Source organism: Chloroflexota bacterium (genome assembly GCA_020161265.1).
Classification (GTDB): domain Bacteria; phylum Chloroflexota; class Chloroflexia; order Chloroflexales; family Herpetosiphonaceae; genus Herpetosiphon.
Window position 1 is genome coordinate 512,181 of the sequence record JAIUOC010000003.1, and the last position, 19,783, is coordinate 531,963.

The window sequence follows — 19,783 nt, forward strand, 5'->3', positions numbered from 1 at the left end:
CTTTCTATGTTGCATGAAGAATAATTCGAATATAGGTGTTATGAGCCAACCAATATAATATCATCGATTATATGACTATTATTTTGGTAATCTACCTTTACTAATGCCTGAATAATGCCTTTTTTTCGCTCGTTACATAACCTTTCCATGTTAATAGGATCACTAATAAAGTCAATTGCTCCACGGGAACCAATGCCGTGTATTCCTGTGAATAATACAACATTGCATTCATTATTTAAGGGATTAGGCATAGAAATAATTAATCCATAATCGTATTGATCATCATTTCCACGGTATTCAGGATTATCTCTTGATGAAGTTATATTCGTTCCAAGTTGATGATCGTATATATAATATATACCTAAATCATTTGTTTTGAACTCATATCTAAGTTTCTTATTATGATTAGAAAGGAGTCTATTGACGATAGCACTCCTCTTTGGTCCACAAATTGATATAATATTTCTAGATCGAATATGTATCTCTATATTACTGTTTTGATCAAGTAATTTGTTTTCACTTACAATATCGAAGTCTTTATCTTGCTCTTTTCCTGTCTTATATAATAAGACAGCTGCTTTTGTGACGTTTTCAACATCTTCATAAGGAATGTTATAAGAAGATCTAGTAGGATCATTTATAGCTGAGTGGAGTACATAGATACTCTTTGTGCTTGATCCTAAAAAACTAATTAAAACTTTATTTATCTTACGTTTTTTACGCCAGTCAGTAAGCCTTTTAAAGAAATATCCTAAGGCAATACCTATTGATGTGGCGATAAGATTAATTATGATATCTTTGATACTATCAATGCCGACGAGAGATAATAGCCATTGCATATAAAATCCTCATCATCAATAAAACTAAAGATCTATATTAAAAGAATTGTGAATCTGGAGTAATAGATTGACCATTTAAATGGATATTTGAATCAATAATAGACTTGCGGCTGATATAACAATCCTCAATAACTGCACTGCGTATGATACAATCTGATTCAATCTTACTGTTATGTATAACAGCTTTTGGGCCTATTATACAGTTATTTCCTATTTTAGTCGGGCCACTAATAATAGTTCCTGGATAAATTGTCGTATCCAATCCTATCACAACATCTATATCGATATATGTGGTCGTTGGCTCAACAATCGTAATGCCATTGAGCATATGTTTGCGATTAATTATTTCTCTTATTTTTGCATATGTAGAAGACCAAGTTTCATTATCTACTACTTCTACAATTTCTGATTTATCTATAGGATCTATAGACGTAATATATTCATTATTAACATCTGAACTATATATATTTGTGGAATCAAAAATATTTTCTAAATCATATGTCTCCCCATAAGGAAATAGTCTATTTATCAACATGATTTTACTTGAATTCCATTGTTGATTGTTCAAAGGATTTAATTTTGTAGTATCAATATATACTAATTTTTTATGTAATATAGAATTTATCAGTAATTTAATAGTCTTTTCTGAGAGTAAAGGAAAGAATCCATTAATTAAAAGAATAGCATCATAATTATCGAAAGCGCCGATTCTTATCTTATCGGCACCATCTTGGATAAATTCAACTTTCTTTCTATTGGTAAGCTCAATAGGTATATTTGTTAATCCTGTAATTAATATTAATTCAATATCGTTTAATGTATATAATGTTTCGATGCAATGAGTTATAATTGGTTTACCTGCTAATTCTCGAAAAACCTGAGAACTCATTATTTTTTGGCTTTTATTACTATCCAATGAAATTATTGCTATAATTCTCATAAATGCTCCTTTGGGTGATTTCTATATAATATTGAATTTGAATAAATAATATATAGAAAATATTACGAGAGTGTTAGTAATATAATGTAAATCCTAGTGATTTAGCAGATTCGTCTATTATTCTCCAGATAACTGTACTATGTGTATTTAGAGCAACTGAATTATCTGCCTCAAATCTTATGCTAAGTGCAGGTTCAGTATTGGCGGCTCGTACAACTCCACGGCCTTCAGGAAAATAAATTTCTACACCATCCAGAGTTGTAAATGTATACTCTGTTGAGTATAATCGTTCTTTGAATTTCTCTATTACATTAAATTTTAGATTGTCTGGGCAAAATGGACGACTTTCTGGTGTAGTAATATAACGAGGTAAACTTTCGATTAATAATTGAAGGGATGTCTGAATCTTTGAGATTAGTTCAACAAGGCGACAAGATGCATAGATTCCATCATCATAACCTAGATAGCGATCCGCGAAGCACATATGCCCGCTACTCTCACCACCTAGAAGAGCATTCTCTTTAACCATCATTTGTTTGATATAAGAGTGTCCTGATTTACACCATAAGGGGATACCATTATTTTTTTGTACCTCATCAAATAAAGTCATCGATGAAAGAACATCAAAAACGATTTTACCTTCACTTTTTTCTTGTAATGATGTTAACACATCTCTAGCAAATAGTGCAAGAATATAGTCTGGCGAGATATATTTGCCTTTATGGTCAACTACTACAAACCTATCACCATCTCCATCGTATGCAATACCAATATCAGCGTTAGATCTAACTACATGCTCTTGTAGATTAACCAAATTTCCTGCAACCTGTGGATCTGGTCGATCAAATGGATAGTTTGTACTGATATTACAGTGAACAGTATCTACAACTGATGCAATTTTCTCCATTATTCTGGGAGCGATTAGACTTGCTGCTCCGTTTTGACAATCAATAACCACTTTGACTTTCGATTCAATTCTTAAGGATTTGATAATATAGTCGATGTAATCATCCGCAATATTTATCTTATCTTCAATGAATCCTAATTTGGATAAGAAATCATTATTCTGAATAATATCGCGTATTTTTAGAATATCTCCTTTTGATAAGGATGTACTTCCGTAGCAAATTTTTAGACCATTATATTTAGCAGGAAGATGGCTTGCTGTTACCATAGCTCCAAAACCTTTAATAGTTCTTGTAACACTATAATAGAGTACTGGTACAGGAACCATCCCAAGATTATATACCCTACATCCAGTTGAAACAAGTCCCTGAATAAATGCTTGAGCAAAGTCACTGGATGAAGGTCGAGTATCAAATCCTACATAGATTTCGTCCTGACCTTGTTGTTGAATAAATGTTCCGTAGCCTTTCCCAAGTAAATAGTATATATTATTAGTAAGATCGACTTCGACTAGACCGCGAATATCATTACTTCGGAAGATATTTTCTGGAATAGCAGTATTCATTACTTATCCTTTTCATTCAGAGAAGAAAGTACATTATCTTGTTTTACAAAGAATCGACTTTTATCAGGAATATCTTGATCAACAATTGTTCCTGGTCCTATAATACATTCTTCTCCTATCTTTATTCCAGGCATTAGTGCAGCATTGATACCAATGAATGTTCCAGCCCCTATCATAGCACCCAACTTATCTCTTTCTGTATCAATACGATCACCCTTTATAGCGGAATAGATATTTTTATAGTCTACTCTAAGATTTGCAGTGATCGAACCAGCAGCCAAATTAATATATTGTCCTGGCCTATTATCGGCAAGAATACTATCAAGCGCTTTACTACTATGTAGTCTAGCTCCTTGACCTATGTAACTTCTGTTAACTTCTGATCCTAGTCCAATCTCACAATTACTGCCTATCATTGAATGGCGCACTTGCGCAAATTGCCCAATTAAAGATCCTTTACCAATATATACCGGTCCTCTAATATCAGCTCCTTTGAAAATTCTTACTCCATCCTCAATGATGACAGGTCCGACAATATTGGCCCCATCTTCAATTTTCGCACTTTGCGATATATAGCTCTCATGCATAATATGTAAATAGTAATCCATAGCACGTAAGATATGCCAAGGATACTTTATTGGATTCCATGAACCATTATATGGTACAGCTTTATATGATGATTTCTTCATCATCTTCGCCATGGCACGTTCATAATGGTCGTCTGTCTTTATAGAAGAATCTTTGTATTCATTATCGATATAATATAATAACTCATCTAGATTAGGGTGTATATGTGCTACTATATTAACAAGATCGCTTGGTTCTAAACCCGGCTTTGGTTTTTCAACGATATCCATTATCGTCATATTTCCATCTACTACAAGATATCCACCAGGAAAATAACTTTTTACTTTATAAGCAGCAATCCAGGTTGCTGTTTGATCTGTATTGAAGGATTGAAGTAGGGAATGATGGAATGAAGAATCAAAAATGTCATGTACTTGACACAGATAAATTGGAAATGTTCCTGAAATTGGTTTTAAGCTAAGGAGAGCGTCTCCCATACCTTTTTGATTAGATTGAATAGTCACCTTAAAATCTATATTGCGATACTGTATACTTAATGTTGATAGAATTTCTTCAATAGATGATTTATTGCTAATATTGCAGATGACTACAATATTAGTGAATCCTAGGGTAATATATATATCCAACTGCTGTTCAAGTAATGATTTTCCCAAAAAATTTACTAACGACTTATCCTTGATAGGCCATAACCGTGAGCTAGACCCTGCCGCCAGTATAACCAACATTGGCATATTCCTGTTAATCATTAAACCACCTTAATAGCTAGTACCATACCCTTATCAGCAGATTTCAGACCTTAGCCTTTGCAGTTCCACTATCCAAACTGACTAGTGCGTCTACTACAATAGCTGGTTCTATGAGTCCAGCTTGGATTGTACCCAAGTTTCAGCTGGATGAACTAGCCTTTCTTTTGGTAGACCCTGCTTGGAGTTTGATATTCTGCCTATATGATACCGAATGCGGTATTTGTGGGTAAGGCGTAAAGATATTGTTAACAAACAAAATATATCAGAGAATTACGATGACTTCTTGCTGGTTTGCGGATCGTTCGCACCTGTATATGTTGCTCGATTCCACTCTGACTGATCGCGTTGCCGCAGCATAGCGGTAACGTGCTATTTGATAGGGATAGGTGAAAGAGTGGCAATGAGACTATGGGTGGTGGGGTTATGATGAAATATGGCGTACAACTTTATCTCCTCATAGATCATACACTTGACAATAAAAGACGAAACCCCCATGTATAGATGTGTTTGGCAACCATTAGTAGGAGTTCAGTTGATGTCCAGTATACCATTTTTTGGGGTGATGACCAATATCTGTGTTCTTATTGATGATTGGTATCCATCAACTCATGCCCACACAATGGTATAAGTCTCAAGGCTAGCCCTAGTCCTAGTACCACGCGAGATGCAGACCATTCTGTTGGTCATGGAGGTAGTTCCATTTCCCAGTGAAAAGGCTTCTTAGGCTTTCTCTAGTCAGTTCATTGTGATCTTGTTTAGCCTTGTCTCCTCAAATTCAAAATTTTCATTGGTATTCCTATGGATTGTGAGATCCTCTCCCTTATGTATGATACATATCATACTCCACTCATTAGGAGATTGTGGACTCCCCACTAGTCATTCTTGATACCGAACCGATTTCGATGATTGACTATACCTGTACAAAAACCAACCTGACTTTGTTTGATGTGCGACTTAAGGCTCTCACGCTAGCTGAAAACTGCACTATTTTATGTATAAACTGGCGATGTCACTACCCTCGACCACATTCCTACGGTCTATGACCTTGTATTAGCAGCTACGGATGAGCGAGTCACTACTGATGAAATACTGGATCATATCCTCAATGCGGATGTCTGGGCGGATAAAGATTTTCTTGAGGAACTACCGCCGTAAACAGGTGCAAGGCCCAACGCCAGTGCAAACGCCCTCGCTGCGCCTGAATAACCCAAGCACCCCAATCAAGGCAGTCAGGGCATAGGTCAGCATCCAGCCAGTGTGATTGAGAATGCCGCCACGGCGTAGTTGTCAATCTTTATCCAAATACCACGATTGGAGCAGCCAATAATACTCATCACGTTGACCCAAGTTGTCGGGAAGTATGAGTAATCTCTAACTTAAAGGCGCAGAACGATGAAGGGGCTAGGGATCAGGGATCAGGGAAACGCAGTGGCGAAACACAAAGTCGATTGGCTATCGCAGCAACATTAAGCAAATCTGTGAAATCTGTGGCTAAAAACTTAACCTTCGTGCTCTTCGTGTCCTTCGTGGATGGACACCTGGCCCCCGATCCCTAACAACTGACCCCTCAGCTAGCACTTGTCGAAATATCGAGATTAGGGTATTGTTTGCAAGCGCGGCCTGTAGGTGTCGCCCACCAACCCCCCACTTAAAGGAGCAGAAACACTCATGTCAGAAATAATGGACAAAGTTCAAGCAATTATTACTGCGATTATTACTGCGTTAAGCTACCCCGGCATTGCGTTGGTGATGTTTGCCGAAAACCTCTTTCCCCCGATCCCTTCAGAATTGGTGATGCCATTCGCTGGTTTTATCGTTGGCAAAGGTGAAATGAACCTTGTTGCAGTGTTATTGGCTGGCACTATTGGCGCAGTGTTGGGTGCTCTGGCGCTCTATTATATTGGCATGTGGGCCGACGAAACGATTATTCGGCGCTTTATTCGCCGCTATGGCAAATTCTTCTTTATCAGCGAAGCTGATATTGATAAAACCTTGGGCTTCTTTGCTAAATATGGTGAAATCGTCGTATTTACTGGGCGCTTGATTCCCTTGGTGCGTAGTTTAATTTCAATTCCGGCAGGCATGAATCGTATGCCTATGGGGCGCTTTTTGCTCTGGACGACCTTTGGCTCGTTGATCTGGAATGGCATTTTGACCTATGCTGGGATTGTGCTTGGTTCGCAATGGGAAAATGTGCTTGGCTTAGTTGACCGCTATGAAAAAGTTGCCTTGGGGATTATTGCCCTGGGCCTGATTTGGTTTGTGGTAAACCGCGTACTCAAAGTTCGCCGCAACCGCGCTGCATCCAAGCAGGTCTAGCCGAAAGCCCTTCCCCCGACCGATTGCAAATCAATCACGGTACGTATCATAGAGTGCGTACCGTGATTTGCGGTTAATAAGGAGTTGCCATGGCGGTTTTTGTTGAACAAGAAGCCATTTTAGAATTGTTACAAACCTCGCGAGCAGCTAGCTTGGCGGCGATGCAGTATGTGCAACCCGCCGATTTAGCCCAATTAATTGCCTTAGAGCAACAAGCTACCAATGATTGTGCTGCTCACGCCAATCAGCCGCCGCGGTTGGTTGATGCAGCCAACAGCCTGGAGCAATGGCATCAACAACGCCAACAACTGGCCCAAGCCATCGCGGCAATTCCGTGGGCTGGCTATACTCAACGCATCCACACTGCGGCTGGGGAGTTGTATGTAGGCGAGTTGGTTAAGCGTTTGATTGCCGCCGAGCATCAGCAATTATCACAGCTTTTGCAGGCGGGCCAGCATCCAGCGATTATTGACCAATGGGCTGATTAAGCCGATTTGCGTTGGATAAACCAATCGAGCGCATACAGGTAGCCTTGCCAACCAAGCCCGCTAATTTGGCCTTGGGCAATTGCCGCAACCACTGAATGATGCCGAAAGGCCTCACGGGCATAGACATTCGATAAATGCACTTCGATGATCGGCACATCCATCAAGGCTAATCCATCGCGTAGGCTCAAACCATAGTGAGTCAGTGCGCCTGGGTTGATAATAATGCCCTGAATTTGACCATAATGGGCGTGAAGGGTATCAACTAACATGCCTTCATGGTTCGATTGAATGAAGCTTAATTCGATGCCTGCGCTGGTTGCTTTTTCGCTCATGGCGTTATGAATATCGGCCAGCGTGGTTGAGCCATAAATTGTTGGCTCACGTTGGCCAAGCATGTTAAGATTTGGGCCTTGTAGCACTAAAATCTGCATATCACATTGCTCCTGATTGCCAAATTGCAGGCCATTGTGCAACCAAGCTCAATCTATGTCAATCGGAGCCAGCGAGAATTAATTGATGGAATTTGAACTAACCAACGCTCAGCGCGAGGCGATGCTTCAGGTTTGGCACACGCTGAGTGATCAAGAATTGCCCGAGGATCGGCTTTCGTTTGCTGGCTTGCAAGCCTTGCCGCGTTTAGTTGCGCAAGCACTGAACAACGGTGATCAAACAAGCCTCACCGCAAGTTTAATCAACCCAATCTATTGGCATCAAACTGCCAGTTATGGTCATGGCTTGTTGGCCCGCGAACGGCGTGTGCCAATCGATCATGCTGCGTATCGCTTGAGTTGGTGGCTCTGGCTGCGGCTTTACAATCTTGCCAATGCCCAGCGTTGGTTTGATCAAGGTTTGCGCTATGCCACGCTTGCCCAACTAGCCGCTGAGCATCAAGAGCCGGCTGCTTGCCCGCTACAAACTGGAATAAAGGTTGAGTTGGCAGCAGTGCTTGAGCAACGCCTGCTTGTGCCTAGTGGCTTTCATTGTTGCCATGTCTTGGTAGCCAATCCATTATGAAACCACGAAGAGCGCGAAGCTACACTAAGTGTTAGATTACTAGTATCAGATCTGATCAACGCTTCGCGTTCTTCGCGGTTAAATAGGCTTATTGCGCTGCCTTGGCCTGAAGCCGTGTGTTTTTGGCTTGCGATTCGGCGGCCATGGTTTGTTTGTATTCAATCAATTTGGCTTGTAATGCGGCATCGGCGGTGGCCAAAATTTGAATTGCCAATAAACCTGCGTTTTTGGCTTGGCCAATTGCGACGGTTGCAACTGGTACTCCACCTGGCATTTGCACAATCGACATCAAGGCATCAACGCCTTGTAAGTGGCCGATTGGCACTGGTACACCAATCACTGGCAAGGGCGTGTAAGCCGCTAACATACCTGGTAAGTGAGCTGCTCCGCCCGCCCCAGCGATGATCACTTTGAGGCCACGTTCATGGGCGGTTTGGCCATATTCGGCCATCAAGGCAGGCGTGCGGTGAGCCGAAACAACCCGCATTTCGTAACCAATGCCAAATTCTTGGCAAATGGTGGCGGCGGCCTGCATGGTCGCCAAATCCGAATCGCTGCCCATCACAATTCCAACAACGGCTGACATAATGCTCCTTTGGCGTGAAATTAAAAATGCCAAGCGTTGATCGAGGTGCGCCATTGCAACTCCCGATTGGCTTGACATGTGGGTTGGTTTGCTCAATTATACAGGTTCAGCTAAAACTCGTTCTAGCTGATCGACGGCGGCTTGGGCACGTGCTTCAACTTCGCTTGGCTCGGCTCCCACAGCGGTGATATGGCCAATTTTACGGCCTGGCTTGGCGCTGCGTTTGTCGTACCAATGCACATGCACCTGTGGTTTGAGCGCAGTTTGAATCAGGTTGCTTTCCAAGGGTCGTGTAGTTGGCGCGAGCACATTGACCATCACTGCACTTTGGTGACGCAACTTAGGATCGCCCAACGGCCAGCCTAGCGCTGCGCGAATTGTATTTTCAAATTGTGAGCAATAACAACCCTCAATTGAATAGTGACCAGTGTTGTGTGGACGGGGCGCTAGCTCGTTGACCAAAATTTGGCCTTTGCTGGTCAGAAACATTTCAACCGCCAAGATGCCTAAACCGCCCAGTGCTGCTGCCGTCGCTTGGGCAACCTCGCTGGCCTGTTGTTGAATGGCCGCCGCAAATGGCGCTGGCGCACGCACCACCCGACAAACGCCGCTCGGTTGGTAGGTTTCAATCACGGGATAGACGCATTGTTCGCCGCTGACTGAGCGAATAATCAAGGTTGCCAACTCGGCCTCGAAGGGAACCCATGCCTCAACAAACACTGGATTTTCAGGAAAACCCAATGAGCTGCAAGCGCTGGCAATCTCTTCGGCGCTGCGGATTTTGGCTGTGCCACGGCCATCGTAGCCGTTGCGCCGCGTTTTCAGCATCAACGGGAAACCATGTTCAGCCCCAAAGGCCGCCACGTCGTCCAACGATTCGATTAAGGCCAAAGCTGGTACAGGCAAGCCTGCGGCAGCTAAGGTTAATTTTTGTTGGGCTTTATCTTCAATCAAGCCAAGCGTTGCTTGATCGGGGACAAGTTGCACTCCTTTGCTGGCAAGGTAGGCTAATTTTTCCGAGCCAATAAACTCGTTTTCGAGCACTACCACATCAACCGCTTGAGCAAATTGATCAAGCAAGGCTCGATCACTCCACTCGCCAACCACCGCTTTGCTGACCAATGCCGCTGGCTCATCGTTGCGGTTGGCCAAAACCACGGTTTCAATTCCCAAGGGAATCGCCGCTTGCACCAACATCCGCGCCAATTGGCCGCCACCAAGAATTCCTAAACGTTTTGTCATAATGCCTTAATAAGCTATAAGTTAATAGTCTAGATTTAACCACGAAGAACACGAAGAGCACGAAAAAGGTTCGATTTTCCAACCCTTGGTTCCTAACTCGCGATTTCCAATCATCGCTTCTCCACCCTTCCATCCCTCCACTGGAGGGAGACGCAGGGGGCTTTAATCCCTCTGCACCCCCTAAATTACAACTGGTGGGAAATAGTGGCTTCTTGACGAAACGAAAGATTGATACTTCCCGACCTCAACCCTCAATGCCTATATTCTACCTATGTTCTATGTTCTTTCTCCCCGATCCCTAAACCCTAGCCCCTGACCCCTCGTTTAATAAAAATCAGCAAAGCCCTCGCGATCAAGCCGTTCGAGCATGGCCTGAATTTTGGCTTGTGATTGAGGATATTCAGCAAACAATTGGGCTAAACTGCGTAAACCATTGCGAAAGCGTGGGCTATCGTCACCCCGCAATTTGGGCAGCAATTTTTGCTTAATTTGCAAATCGAATGCTGTATTGAGTGGCATAATCCCCTCGGCTCCTTCCAAATAGCGCCCAATCTCTTCGACCGTGCGATATCCAAATGGATGCCCAAGGCTAGCCAAAATCGGCTGTAATTCAAGCAATAATTGCCATGCGGTTGGATTAAACGGACGGCGATAACTGGCTCGCCATGCCGCTAAATCGACTTCGGTAAGTTCAATTACATTTGCTCGATCAAGCAGTTTGTCGCTGAGCGTAAAGGTGCTTTCATCAACATTAACCGTGCCGATGATATGCACATTTAATGGTAAACGCAGCGGATTACGCACGCTCTCGCCATCAACCGTTTGGGCAACTTCTTGGGGAATACCCAAATCGATCAGGTGTTCGGCGGTTTCGAGCGCACTCAAAATTGGCGCTAAATAATATTCAGGCCGCGCCAAATTCAGTTCATCAAGGCATAGAAAATAGGGATTAGCCGGATCAGCGCTGGCTCGCAGCAATAACCGCAACGTAGGCGTTGGCTGGAACGTTTGAGTTAATGCATTGAAATAGCCCAGCAAATCGCGAGCATTATGCCAATCGGGCTGCACCGCCACCGCCAAATAATAGGGATTATCGCTGTGTGGCGCGATTTGGTGTACCGCATCGGCATAGACGCGAGTCAAACGGGTTTTGCCCGTGCCCGAAATCCCAGGCAAAATCACCAAGGGCTTGGTTTGCAGCGCAATGTGGTACGAACGCAACACAGCATCGGGATAGATAAAGCCCCGTTGGCGAATACTAGCGCTAATTTCTTCGATGCTTGGGCTATTGAAACCCGTGGCATAACTTGGGCGGGCTTCGCGAATATGGCTTGGTGGTAATTCCCACTCCTCTTCGGCAATTTCCATAATTGCTTCATTGAGCGGCAGCAAGGCCAACATATGGTTGATCAATTGCTGATTAAATTGTTGGCTATCGTCCAGTGCTTGCTGCCAAGGGTAACTCCAACCTGCCCAAAGATAATTACTACCGCGATTGGCCAGATAATCATCGAGCCACAGTTGTTGCTCAGCATGTTCGCCACGGGTATAGCGCACATCGGGCAAACTGCGAATTAACGGCTCCCACAGCACGCGCCCACGATCCCACACCGCAGCTAATTCACGTTTGCGCTTATTCCAGAGTTGAATTCCAACCAAAATCCGTTCTTCGCTGCCGCTAACCCCAAGGTAAATATGGCAGCCACGTGGTGGCCGATCGATCACTACATGATAATCGTCGATTGGATCACGTTGGCGGCCACGATTGACCGCTCTAACGGTTTTGGCACTAACTTCGTATAAGCCCCACGTGTTGGGAAATTGGCGGGTTGCAGTGATATCAAGCTGCTCGCTGAGCGCCACCAGAATTGGGTGTAACTGCTCTTGGACGGCATTCCAACGCTCGTTTACGCCTTCGACTTGGAGCGCTTGCAAGGCGGCGGTATTCCATTGAATTGGCTCAGGTTGGCTCACAACTAGGCTTCATTATCGCGGCGTTTGAGCAACCAAGCCGTAATTGCCAAACAGGCCATGGTGTAGCCAATCAAAATAAACCAAGTCAGGAAAATATAGCCAGCACTATCGTCGTAGCCCACGGTTGGGAACACTTCGCAGGTGCTAGGGCTAGGAATTTGGCCCGCGCGACATTTGCCTGGGTCGAATGGCTCGCCCAAACCGCCGATTGAACCATAGGCCTGCATTGCCCAACGACTGCCAACCAAGAATGAAACTGGAGCTAGTGCCGCAGGTAAGGGCAGCAAGGCCAAAGCAAACACAATCTGCGGAATTAGCGCAAACGGAATGATGCTCATGGCTTTATCCGATGAGCTAGCTGAGGCCGAAATTAACAAGCCAACGCCTAAACCGGTAAGCGATGTGAGGAAGGTTGTGACCAAGAAGCCACCCCAAACCCCAAATGGCACCTCCAGCCCAAGGTCAAAATCGACCTTTGTACCCAGAATGACCATCAAAATAATGCTTTGGATGAGACATAAGCCAGCCAAAACCAGAACTTTGGAACCCAAATAGGGCACGATTTTAAGGTTGGCCAAACGTTCACGCCGATAAATTGGGCCTTCCTTGGTGATTTCGCGGGCTGAATTTAGAATGCCAAACCAAACTGCGATTGCGCCCAACAAGAACGGCACCATGCGAGCATCAGCCGAATTAGGGCGGCGGAAGGCATCTTCTTTGGCAACCAGAAGCAAAATCATGCCAATAATCGGCGCTTGCAATAACATAATTGCAAGGTTGCGTTTATCGGCGGCGATCAAGCGCATATAGCGTTTGGTCATAATCCCAAATTGGCGCATGGCCGAAACGGGCGGCGGTTTCGGCCTACCCGCTGGAGCCGCCGAGGTGGGAATCGAAGCGCTGACTTGGTTGGGGTAGGCTCCAGGCACCGCAGCTTGGGGAATTGGCGCTTGTGGCGGAGTCATGACGGGCACTTGCGGCGCACGTTGCAGCCGTTCCCAAACATATTTGCGATAGGCCTCGGAGTTGCGGAAACGAATTTCCCACAGCTCAGAGAGCCGTGGCGCTTGGCGCACTTGATTATTGTGTTGCCGCCACGTTTCGAATTCTTGCTTCAACTCGGTCGTTGTTAAAGGATGGTTGGGGTCGGCATCACCCTCAAGTTTGGTGTAGATATCGGCAAAATCACCCGATGTTACATTGAAGAAGGTCAAGGCTTCGCTGGGTGGTCCAAACCAAACCATGCGCCCATCGGCCATAAACACCACATGATCGCATTGGGTGATGTTGGCAGTGGCGTGAGTTACCAACACAATTGTGCGCCCTGAATCAGCCAATTGGCGCAAGGTATACATCATCTTCTTTTCGAGGCCCGGGTCTAGCCCCGAAGTTGGCTCATCGAGAAAGAATAGGCTAGGATCAGCTAATAGCTCAGAGCTAATTGAAACCCGTTTGCGCTGCCCACCAGAAAGTTGATTAACCTGCTTGCCACGATGAGCGCTCATCTCAACATCTTTGAGCACCCGATCGATCCGCGCTTCGATTTCGCTGCTGGCAGTGTCGGCGGGCAAGCGGAGCTTGGCGGTATAGCGCAAGGCAACATCGACTGGCAAGCTACTGTGCAAAATATCATCTTGCGGCACATAGCCCAAAATTGCGCGGTAGGCATCGAAGTTGGCATAATAATCGTCGCCATTGACCAACACCGCGCCTTTATTAGCGCGATTGTAGCCCGAAAGCGCCCCCATCAGGGTTGATTTACCAGCGCCTGAACCACCAACCAAAGCAATAAATTCGCGTGGTTCAATCACCAACGAAACATTATTGAGAATAACCCGATTGCCACCGACCAAGCGTACCAATGAATGGGCATCGATCCGCAACGCGCCCCGCTGATCAAATTGATCAAGCGAATTGCCGTCGTAGACCAGCTTAAATGGCCCAATTTGAATCACATCGCCGCGATTCAGGCGGGTTGCCGTGATTCGATTACCGTTGACAAATGTGCCATTGGTGCTGCCAAGATCGCGAACGTCGTGGCCACCTTGGATGGCGCGAATTTCGGCGTGGTTGCGCGATACTTGAGGATTGGGTAAATTGAGCGCCGAGCCTTCGCGGCCAATTGTGACAGCGGGCTTATTGCTCAAATCGAAGCGGCTAACATGGCCAGCCTCGGCGGGCGGCGTGGCAACCTTTTGATTACGATAGGTGAGGGTGACAAAGTTACCAGTAACCGGATCGCCAATCCGTACCGAATCGCCATCGTTAAAACTATGGCGGGGCACACGTTGACTTTGGAAGAGCAAACCATTGGTGCTGCCAAGATCGATAATAACGTGGCGTTGGCCATCGGGTTCGATCCGCGCATGGTTCGATGACACAAAGCGCGACGACGCAATAATATCGTTATCGGGCTTGCGGCCAAACGTGATTGGTTGATTGGCTAATGGAATTTGGCGGGGTGCCTGACCAGTTTCTTGCACCTCTAAAAATGCCATCGATGAATGCAGGATGGTTGTGGCCCCACCGCCTAATGCGGGGTTAGCTTGGTTAGGTGCGGCCTGTTGCGATTTACCACAACTTGGGCAAAACTTCGTATTAGGCTGAATGGCAGCACCGCAGTGGATACAGCGTGTCATCATTCCCCCTTAAATGCCAAGCTTCATGCAACGAAATTAGCGCTATCTAGTGGCATGGATGAAGGGCTGTGCTATAATCGCAGCATGTGAGCAGACTCAAACACGCGCATTATAGCATACTGCTCCAGACCACAACCGTTCCTGCCGAATGGGAGGTTGCTCGAATGAGCCTTGCAACGCCTACTGGCGCTCCATGCCCTCGCTGTCAGCGCCTTGTTGATGAAACGGCGCGTTTTTGCCGTTATTGCGGCTTTCCGCTACGTTCAGTGGCTACGCCGCCCACATCAACAACGCCCGAGCCAGCTACGGCAGCCGAGCCGATCGACTATGAAGAAGTTGTTTTACCCGCACCGCGTCGCATTCAGCTTGAAGGCGAGAAGATCAGCCTGCGAGCCTTGGAACAGATGGTGCATGCTGGCGTTGAATGGTGGCAGATGCGCCTGCAAACTGGTGAAGCAACCCGTGAAGAGGCAATCAGTAGTATTGAAGAGTTGCGGAAAGCCCTTGGAAGCGTTAGTCATCAGTTGGCTCAAGGCCGTGAAACTATTCGCATTACCACCACGTTAACGCCCGCCCGCCGCTTTCCGCTGGGCTGCTCGCGCTGCGGCAAGGGCAATCGGGTGAATGCCCGCTATTGTATTGCCTGTGGTAATCCATTGGTGGCCAATGCAGAAAAGGTCCAGCCTATGTCCCAAACACTTCGCTATACTGTTGGCCTGCTTTCCGATGTTGGTACTCGTCGTTCAGTCAACCAAGATTCTGCCTTGGTCGAGCAGTTTCGCTTGCGTGATGGCACGCCGGTGATCTGTTGTTTGGTGGCTGATGGCATGGGTGGTGCTCAAGGCGGCGAACGGGCCAGCGCCTTGGCTAGTCAAACAATTGTTAATCATCTGCGCGATTATAGCCGCAATGTTGATCGCAGCTTTGATGGCTGGCGTGATGTCGTGCGGGCTGCCATCGCTGCGGCCAATAGCACGATCTTTCGCGAAGCTGAGGTTAAATCAACCTTACGTGGCATGGGCACGACGGTGGTTGTGGCCTTGGTCGTTGGTGAAAAAGCTTGGATTGGCAGCGTTGGTGATTCGCGGGTCTACCTATTTAATCGTAAAGGGGTTAGCGAACACACCCAACAAATCGCCCAAATCACGGTTGATCACACCATGGTGGCCCGCTTAGTTGATATTGGCGAGCTAACGCCTGAGCAAGCCCGTACTCACCCGCGTCGCCATGTGCTCTATCGCTCGGTCGGCGTAGAAGCCACGGTCGAATCGGACATGACTGAGCAGCCACTTGAGGCTGGCGATTGGCTGTTGCTCTGCTCCGATGGCTTGATCAACGAGCTTTCGGATGAAGAATTGCGTGATGCAGTCTTTGAAGCTTCATCGCCACAAGCATGTTGTGGCAGCTTGATTGCTATTGCCAATAGTCGTGGGGCACGCGATAATGTGACCGTGGTGTTGTTGTCGGCAGAAGAACGCACCGACCAGCAGCACTAGTGGCCTGCGGCTGAAACTAATTAAAGATTGTCTGCGTCTTATGCTGTGACGGCCTTGCGCCAGCGATCACATCCTGATCGTTTTGTCACGATTCTGGGCGCTTTTTAGCGCAACATCGTGCTATAATCGCGCTGAGTTGCTGATACGAAGGATTTTCTCCATGAGCGATTTGTTATCTGAAGAAAACTCTAAAACAGGTGCATTGCCCCCCGAGTTGATTTTGGGCTATCGCTATTTGCTCAAACAACGGCTTGGGCAGGGCGGCATGGGGGCAGTTTATTTGGCCTATGATCAGCGCCTTGATATTGATTGCGCGATCAAGGAAATGAGTACCGCCCTGCTTAAAACTGAAGATGAGCGCGAACGCGCCCGCAAATCGTTTCATGAAGAAGCAAAATTGCTGGCTCGTTTGAATCATCCTAATTTGCCGCGCGTGACCGACCACTTTAGCGACCACGGGCGGGAGTATTTGGTGATGGAGTTTGTGCCAGGCGAAACCTTGGCGACGATTTTGCGCAATAGTCCGCCGCCATGGCCGGTGGCTGATGTGGTGGCCTTTGCCGAACCACTGACCGAGGTGCTGCACTATTTGCATAGCCGCACCCCACCCATTATCTTCCGCGATTTGAAGCCAGCCAATATTATGCGTACTCCTGAAGGTCAAGTAAAGTTGATCGACTTTGGGATTGCTCGCTTGTTTAAGCCTGGTCAATCGCAAGATACCCAAGCCTTTGGTACGATGGGCTACTCAGCGCCTGAGCAATATGGCACTGGTCAAACTGATGCTCGTTCCGATGTTTATGCCTTGGGTGTGTTGCTGCATCAATTAATGACTGGCCATGATCCGATTGCCCAGCCATTTAATGTGCCGTTGGCGCATACGATTAATGCTGCCGTGCCCGAAGCAATTAGTTCGGTGCTGATGACGGCGATGAGCCATGATCCGCAAACCCGCTTTGCCTCGATGGTGGCGTTGCGCCGTGCCTTATCCAATGCTTCGCAACAGAGTGCTGATGTGTATGTGGCTCAGCGCCCAGGCACTGCGGCCTTGCCAAATGTTGGTTATGCTCCGTCTGCCCAAATGCGGCCAACATCACAGCCGTATGGTCAACCAACATCACAGCCATATGGTCAAACTGGTTCGCAACCCTATGGCAAACCTAGCTCACAGCCATATGGTCAACCAACATCACAGCCGTATGGTCAACCAACATCACAGCCGTATGGCCAAACTGGCTCGCAACCCTATGGGCCACCAGTGGCGCAGTCGTATGCCCAGCCCTATAGCCCGCCGCCACCGCCAACCTATGCCCAACCATTTAGCCCGCCAGCACCGCCGATGCATCCAGCAACGCATCATTTGCAGGCTTCAAGCGTGCCCAAGGCCAAAACCACGGGCGTAGCTCAAACCGCTCAAATTATGGGCTTTTTGAGCTTGCTCTTGACGATTAGCGGCTTTTTCTACGAAGATATGGGGCGAGATGCTGGCATTTTTATGGGCTTTTTTGGTGGCTTTGCTGGGTTTGTCTCGCTGATCGTTAGTATCGTGGCCATTAGTTTAAAAGCTACCCGCGAATCGATCAAAGGCCGCTCGCAATCGGTACGTGGCTTGATTTTTGCCACGGTTGCGATGATTCTTGCCTGTGTTGTTTTTGCGATAATTGGCGCAGCAAATCAATACTAATATTTGTACATTCTTGTGTGCTCCCTTGTTGAAGGAGGAAGTATGAAGTGTCCAAGCTGTGGACATACGAATGATGGTGGCAACCGTTTTTGTGAATATTGTGGTGCACGACTCGATCCGTCGATGAATCAAGAAGCAACCCAAATCGGGGCAGTTCCCAATTTACATACGGATCAAAGTTACGATGCGCCAACCATGTTTGTACCAGCCGATCAGGCTCCTCCTGCGCCACCAGCCCAAGCGGAGCCAGCAGTCGCCAGTGCGCCAGCCGCGAGCTCGCTCAACTGCGCTGAATGTGGCTATATCAATCAACCAGGCGACCGCTATTGCGACCAGTGTGGAGCCTCACTCGATGCTGCTCCTGCCGCCGTTGCTCCGGTCGAAGTTGCTGCGGTAGCCACGCCTGCGCCGGTTGCCAGCGAAGCGGTTACGCCGCCCGATGGTGTGCCAGTTGTACCAGTCGCCGAGCCGCATTTGGCTGAATTAACCAATGTTGCGCCAGCTGAGGAGTTGCCAACCGTGCCGATTGATGATCAACAGCCAGTTTCAACTCCTGTGGCCGAAGTCGAGCCAGTTGTGCCAGCCACTGAAGAACCAGTTGCTGTACCTGTAGCCGAAGTCGAGCCAGTTGTACCAGCGGTTGAAGAACCAGTGGTTGCACCTGTAGCCGAAGTCGAGCCAGTTGTACCAGTAGCTGAGGCTGCCCCAGCAGTTGACGAAGAAGCTGTAGCCGCCGAACGCACTGCTTTATCAACAGCGGTGATCGAGCAAGAAGATAATCTGGTGATGTTCGAGCAGATGGCTAATCGTTATGCTGGCCGCGCCTTGCCTGCGCATATCGCCGCTGGTATCGAAGAAACCAAGGCTAGTTTGGCCGAAGCGCAAGCTAATTTGGCGGCATTTGATCAAGCCCAAGCTCTGGCCAAGGCTGCTGCTGAAGCCGCTGCTCAGGCTGCCGCCGACGCTGCTGCCGCTGCTGCTGCTCAGCCCGACCCAGAAGAGGTAGCTCGTTTAGAAGCAGCAATCACCGAACATCAAGATAATTTGGCGATGTTTGAGCAGATGTCAGCGCGTTATGCTGGCCGTGCTTTGCCAGCCCATATCGCTGCTGGCTTGGAAGAAAGCAAGCATGCCTTGACTGAAGCCGAAGCTGAATTAGCCGCCTTGCTTGGTGGTGCACCCGCTGCGCCTGCCGCTGCGCCAATTCCTTCAGCTCCGGTCAATACCTATGATGCGCCAACGGTTGCTGCGGCGGCTCCAGCTGAACCAGCGCCAGCTCCGGTTGTGCCTGCCGAACCAGTGCCAGCTCCTGTCGTTGAGGCCGCGCCAGCATGGGCTGCGCCAACGCCTGCCGAGCCAGTCGCTGCTCCGATTGCTCCACCAGTTCAAGTTACCCCGCATTTGGTGGTTGCTGGTAGCCAAGTTGTGCTCAACTTGCCAACTGATAAGCAAATTTATGTGATTGGCCGCGAAGATCCGATTAGCGGGATTTATCCTGAGGTCGATTTGACCAACCATGGCGGCGAAGGCGGCGGGGTTAGCCGTCAGCATGCTCGCTTGCACAATACTGGCGGCAATTGGACCTTGGAAGATTTGAATAGCACCAACTATTCCAAAGTCAACGGCCAAAAATTGGCTCCGCATGCGCCAGCTCCAGTCAATCATGGCGATCAACTGCAATTTGGCAAAGTTGTTGTGACTTTGCATTTGCATTAATCTGTGAGTTTATGACCCGCGCTTATCGTTGCTGATAGGCG

General features: G+C 47.1%; 15 protein-coding genes. 6 read left to right on the forward strand and 9 right to left on the reverse strand.

Annotated elements, in window-relative coordinates:
* Positions 1 to 38: 38 nt before the first annotated feature.
* The 4 genes from LCH85_09560 to LCH85_09575 all read right to left on the reverse strand — a co-directional run bounded on the left by LCH85_09560 (position 39) and on the right by LCH85_09575 (position 4,563).
* On the reverse strand, positions 39 to 839 hold the full coding sequence (locus LCH85_09560) for a hypothetical protein (GenBank protein MCA0352231.1): 801 nt from the start codon (positions 837 to 839) through the stop codon (positions 39 to 41).
* 37 nt (positions 840 to 876) lie between these two features.
* Entirely contained in the window at positions 877 to 1,779 is a 903-nt protein-coding gene (locus LCH85_09565; protein MCA0352232.1) for a hypothetical protein, read from the reverse strand.
* Between the two features lie 73 nt (positions 1,780 to 1,852).
* The gene (locus LCH85_09570; protein MCA0352233.1) at positions 1,853 to 3,250 is read right to left on the reverse strand and encodes a phosphomannomutase/phosphoglucomutase; all 1,398 of its coding nucleotides are present in this window, start codon (positions 3,248 to 3,250) and stop codon (positions 1,853 to 1,855) included.
* The gene (locus LCH85_09575; GenBank protein MCA0352234.1) at positions 3,250 to 4,563 is read right to left on the reverse strand and encodes an NTP transferase domain-containing protein; all 1,314 of its coding nucleotides are present in this window, start codon (positions 4,561 to 4,563) and stop codon (positions 3,250 to 3,252) included. The genes LCH85_09570 and LCH85_09575 overlap by 1 nt, the downstream gene beginning before the upstream one ends.
* Positions 4,564 to 6,252: 1,689 nt before the next feature.
* Between LCH85_09575 and LCH85_09580 the strand changes: the two genes are divergently transcribed.
* Together LCH85_09580 and LCH85_09585 are read left to right on the forward strand one after the other, a co-directional pair.
* Positions 6,253 to 6,903, forward strand: a complete 651-nt coding sequence (locus tag LCH85_09580) for a DedA family protein (protein MCA0352235.1) — start codon at positions 6,253 to 6,255, stop codon at positions 6,901 to 6,903.
* A gap of 89 nt (positions 6,904 to 6,992) precedes the next feature.
* On the forward strand, positions 6,993 to 7,391 hold the full coding sequence (locus LCH85_09585) for a hypothetical protein (protein ID MCA0352236.1): 399 nt from the start codon (positions 6,993 to 6,995) through the stop codon (positions 7,389 to 7,391).
* On the opposite strand, the gene aroQ is transcribed toward LCH85_09585, so the two are convergent.
* Positions 7,388 to 7,822 (reverse strand): type II 3-dehydroquinate dehydratase, encoded by a 435-nt coding sequence (gene aroQ / locus LCH85_09590; protein ID MCA0352237.1) that lies wholly within the window; start codon positions 7,820 to 7,822, stop codon positions 7,388 to 7,390. The genes LCH85_09585 and aroQ overlap by 4 nt on opposite strands.
* 85 nt (positions 7,823 to 7,907) lie before the next feature.
* Here aroQ and LCH85_09595 point away from each other — a divergent pair, with 85 nt between their 5' ends.
* A complete protein-coding gene (locus tag LCH85_09595) occupies positions 7,908 to 8,405 on the forward strand; it encodes a hypothetical protein (GenBank protein ID MCA0352238.1) in 498 nt (165 codons plus the stop codon).
* Between the two features lie 88 nt (positions 8,406 to 8,493).
* Here the strand turns inward: LCH85_09595 and purE are convergent, their stop codons facing one another.
* The 4 genes from purE to LCH85_09615 form a co-directional block, all read right to left on the reverse strand.
* Positions 8,494 to 8,991: a 5-(carboxyamino)imidazole ribonucleotide mutase gene (gene purE / locus LCH85_09600; protein ID MCA0352239.1), complete on the reverse strand. Its 498-nt coding sequence runs from the start codon at positions 8,989 to 8,991 to the stop codon at positions 8,494 to 8,496.
* A gap of 96 nt (positions 8,992 to 9,087) precedes the next feature.
* Entirely contained in the window at positions 9,088 to 10,233 is a 1,146-nt protein-coding gene (locus LCH85_09605; protein ID MCA0352240.1) for a 5-(carboxyamino)imidazole ribonucleotide synthase, read from the reverse strand.
* 324 nt (positions 10,234 to 10,557) lie between these two features.
* A complete protein-coding gene (locus tag LCH85_09610) occupies positions 10,558 to 12,207 on the reverse strand; it encodes an AAA family ATPase (protein MCA0352241.1) in 1,650 nt (549 codons plus the stop codon).
* 2 nt (positions 12,208 to 12,209) lie between these two features.
* The gene (locus LCH85_09615; protein MCA0352242.1) at positions 12,210 to 14,846 is read right to left on the reverse strand and encodes an FHA domain-containing protein; all 2,637 of its coding nucleotides are present in this window, start codon (positions 14,844 to 14,846) and stop codon (positions 12,210 to 12,212) included.
* Between the two features lie 164 nt (positions 14,847 to 15,010).
* Here LCH85_09615 and LCH85_09620 point away from each other — a divergent pair, with 164 nt between their 5' ends.
* From LCH85_09620 to LCH85_09630, 3 genes are all read left to right on the forward strand, one after another.
* Positions 15,011 to 16,342: a protein phosphatase 2C domain-containing protein gene (locus LCH85_09620; GenBank protein ID MCA0352243.1), complete on the forward strand. Its 1,332-nt coding sequence runs from the start codon at positions 15,011 to 15,013 to the stop codon at positions 16,340 to 16,342.
* 160 nt (positions 16,343 to 16,502) lie between these two features.
* Entirely contained in the window at positions 16,503 to 18,026 is a 1,524-nt protein-coding gene (locus LCH85_09625; GenBank protein MCA0352244.1) for a protein kinase, read from the forward strand.
* A gap of 42 nt (positions 18,027 to 18,068) precedes the next feature.
* The gene (locus LCH85_09630; protein MCA0352245.1) at positions 18,069 to 19,742 is read left to right on the forward strand and encodes a zinc ribbon domain-containing protein; all 1,674 of its coding nucleotides are present in this window, start codon (positions 18,069 to 18,071) and stop codon (positions 19,740 to 19,742) included.
* The last annotated feature ends 41 nt before the right edge of the window (positions 19,743 to 19,783 follow it).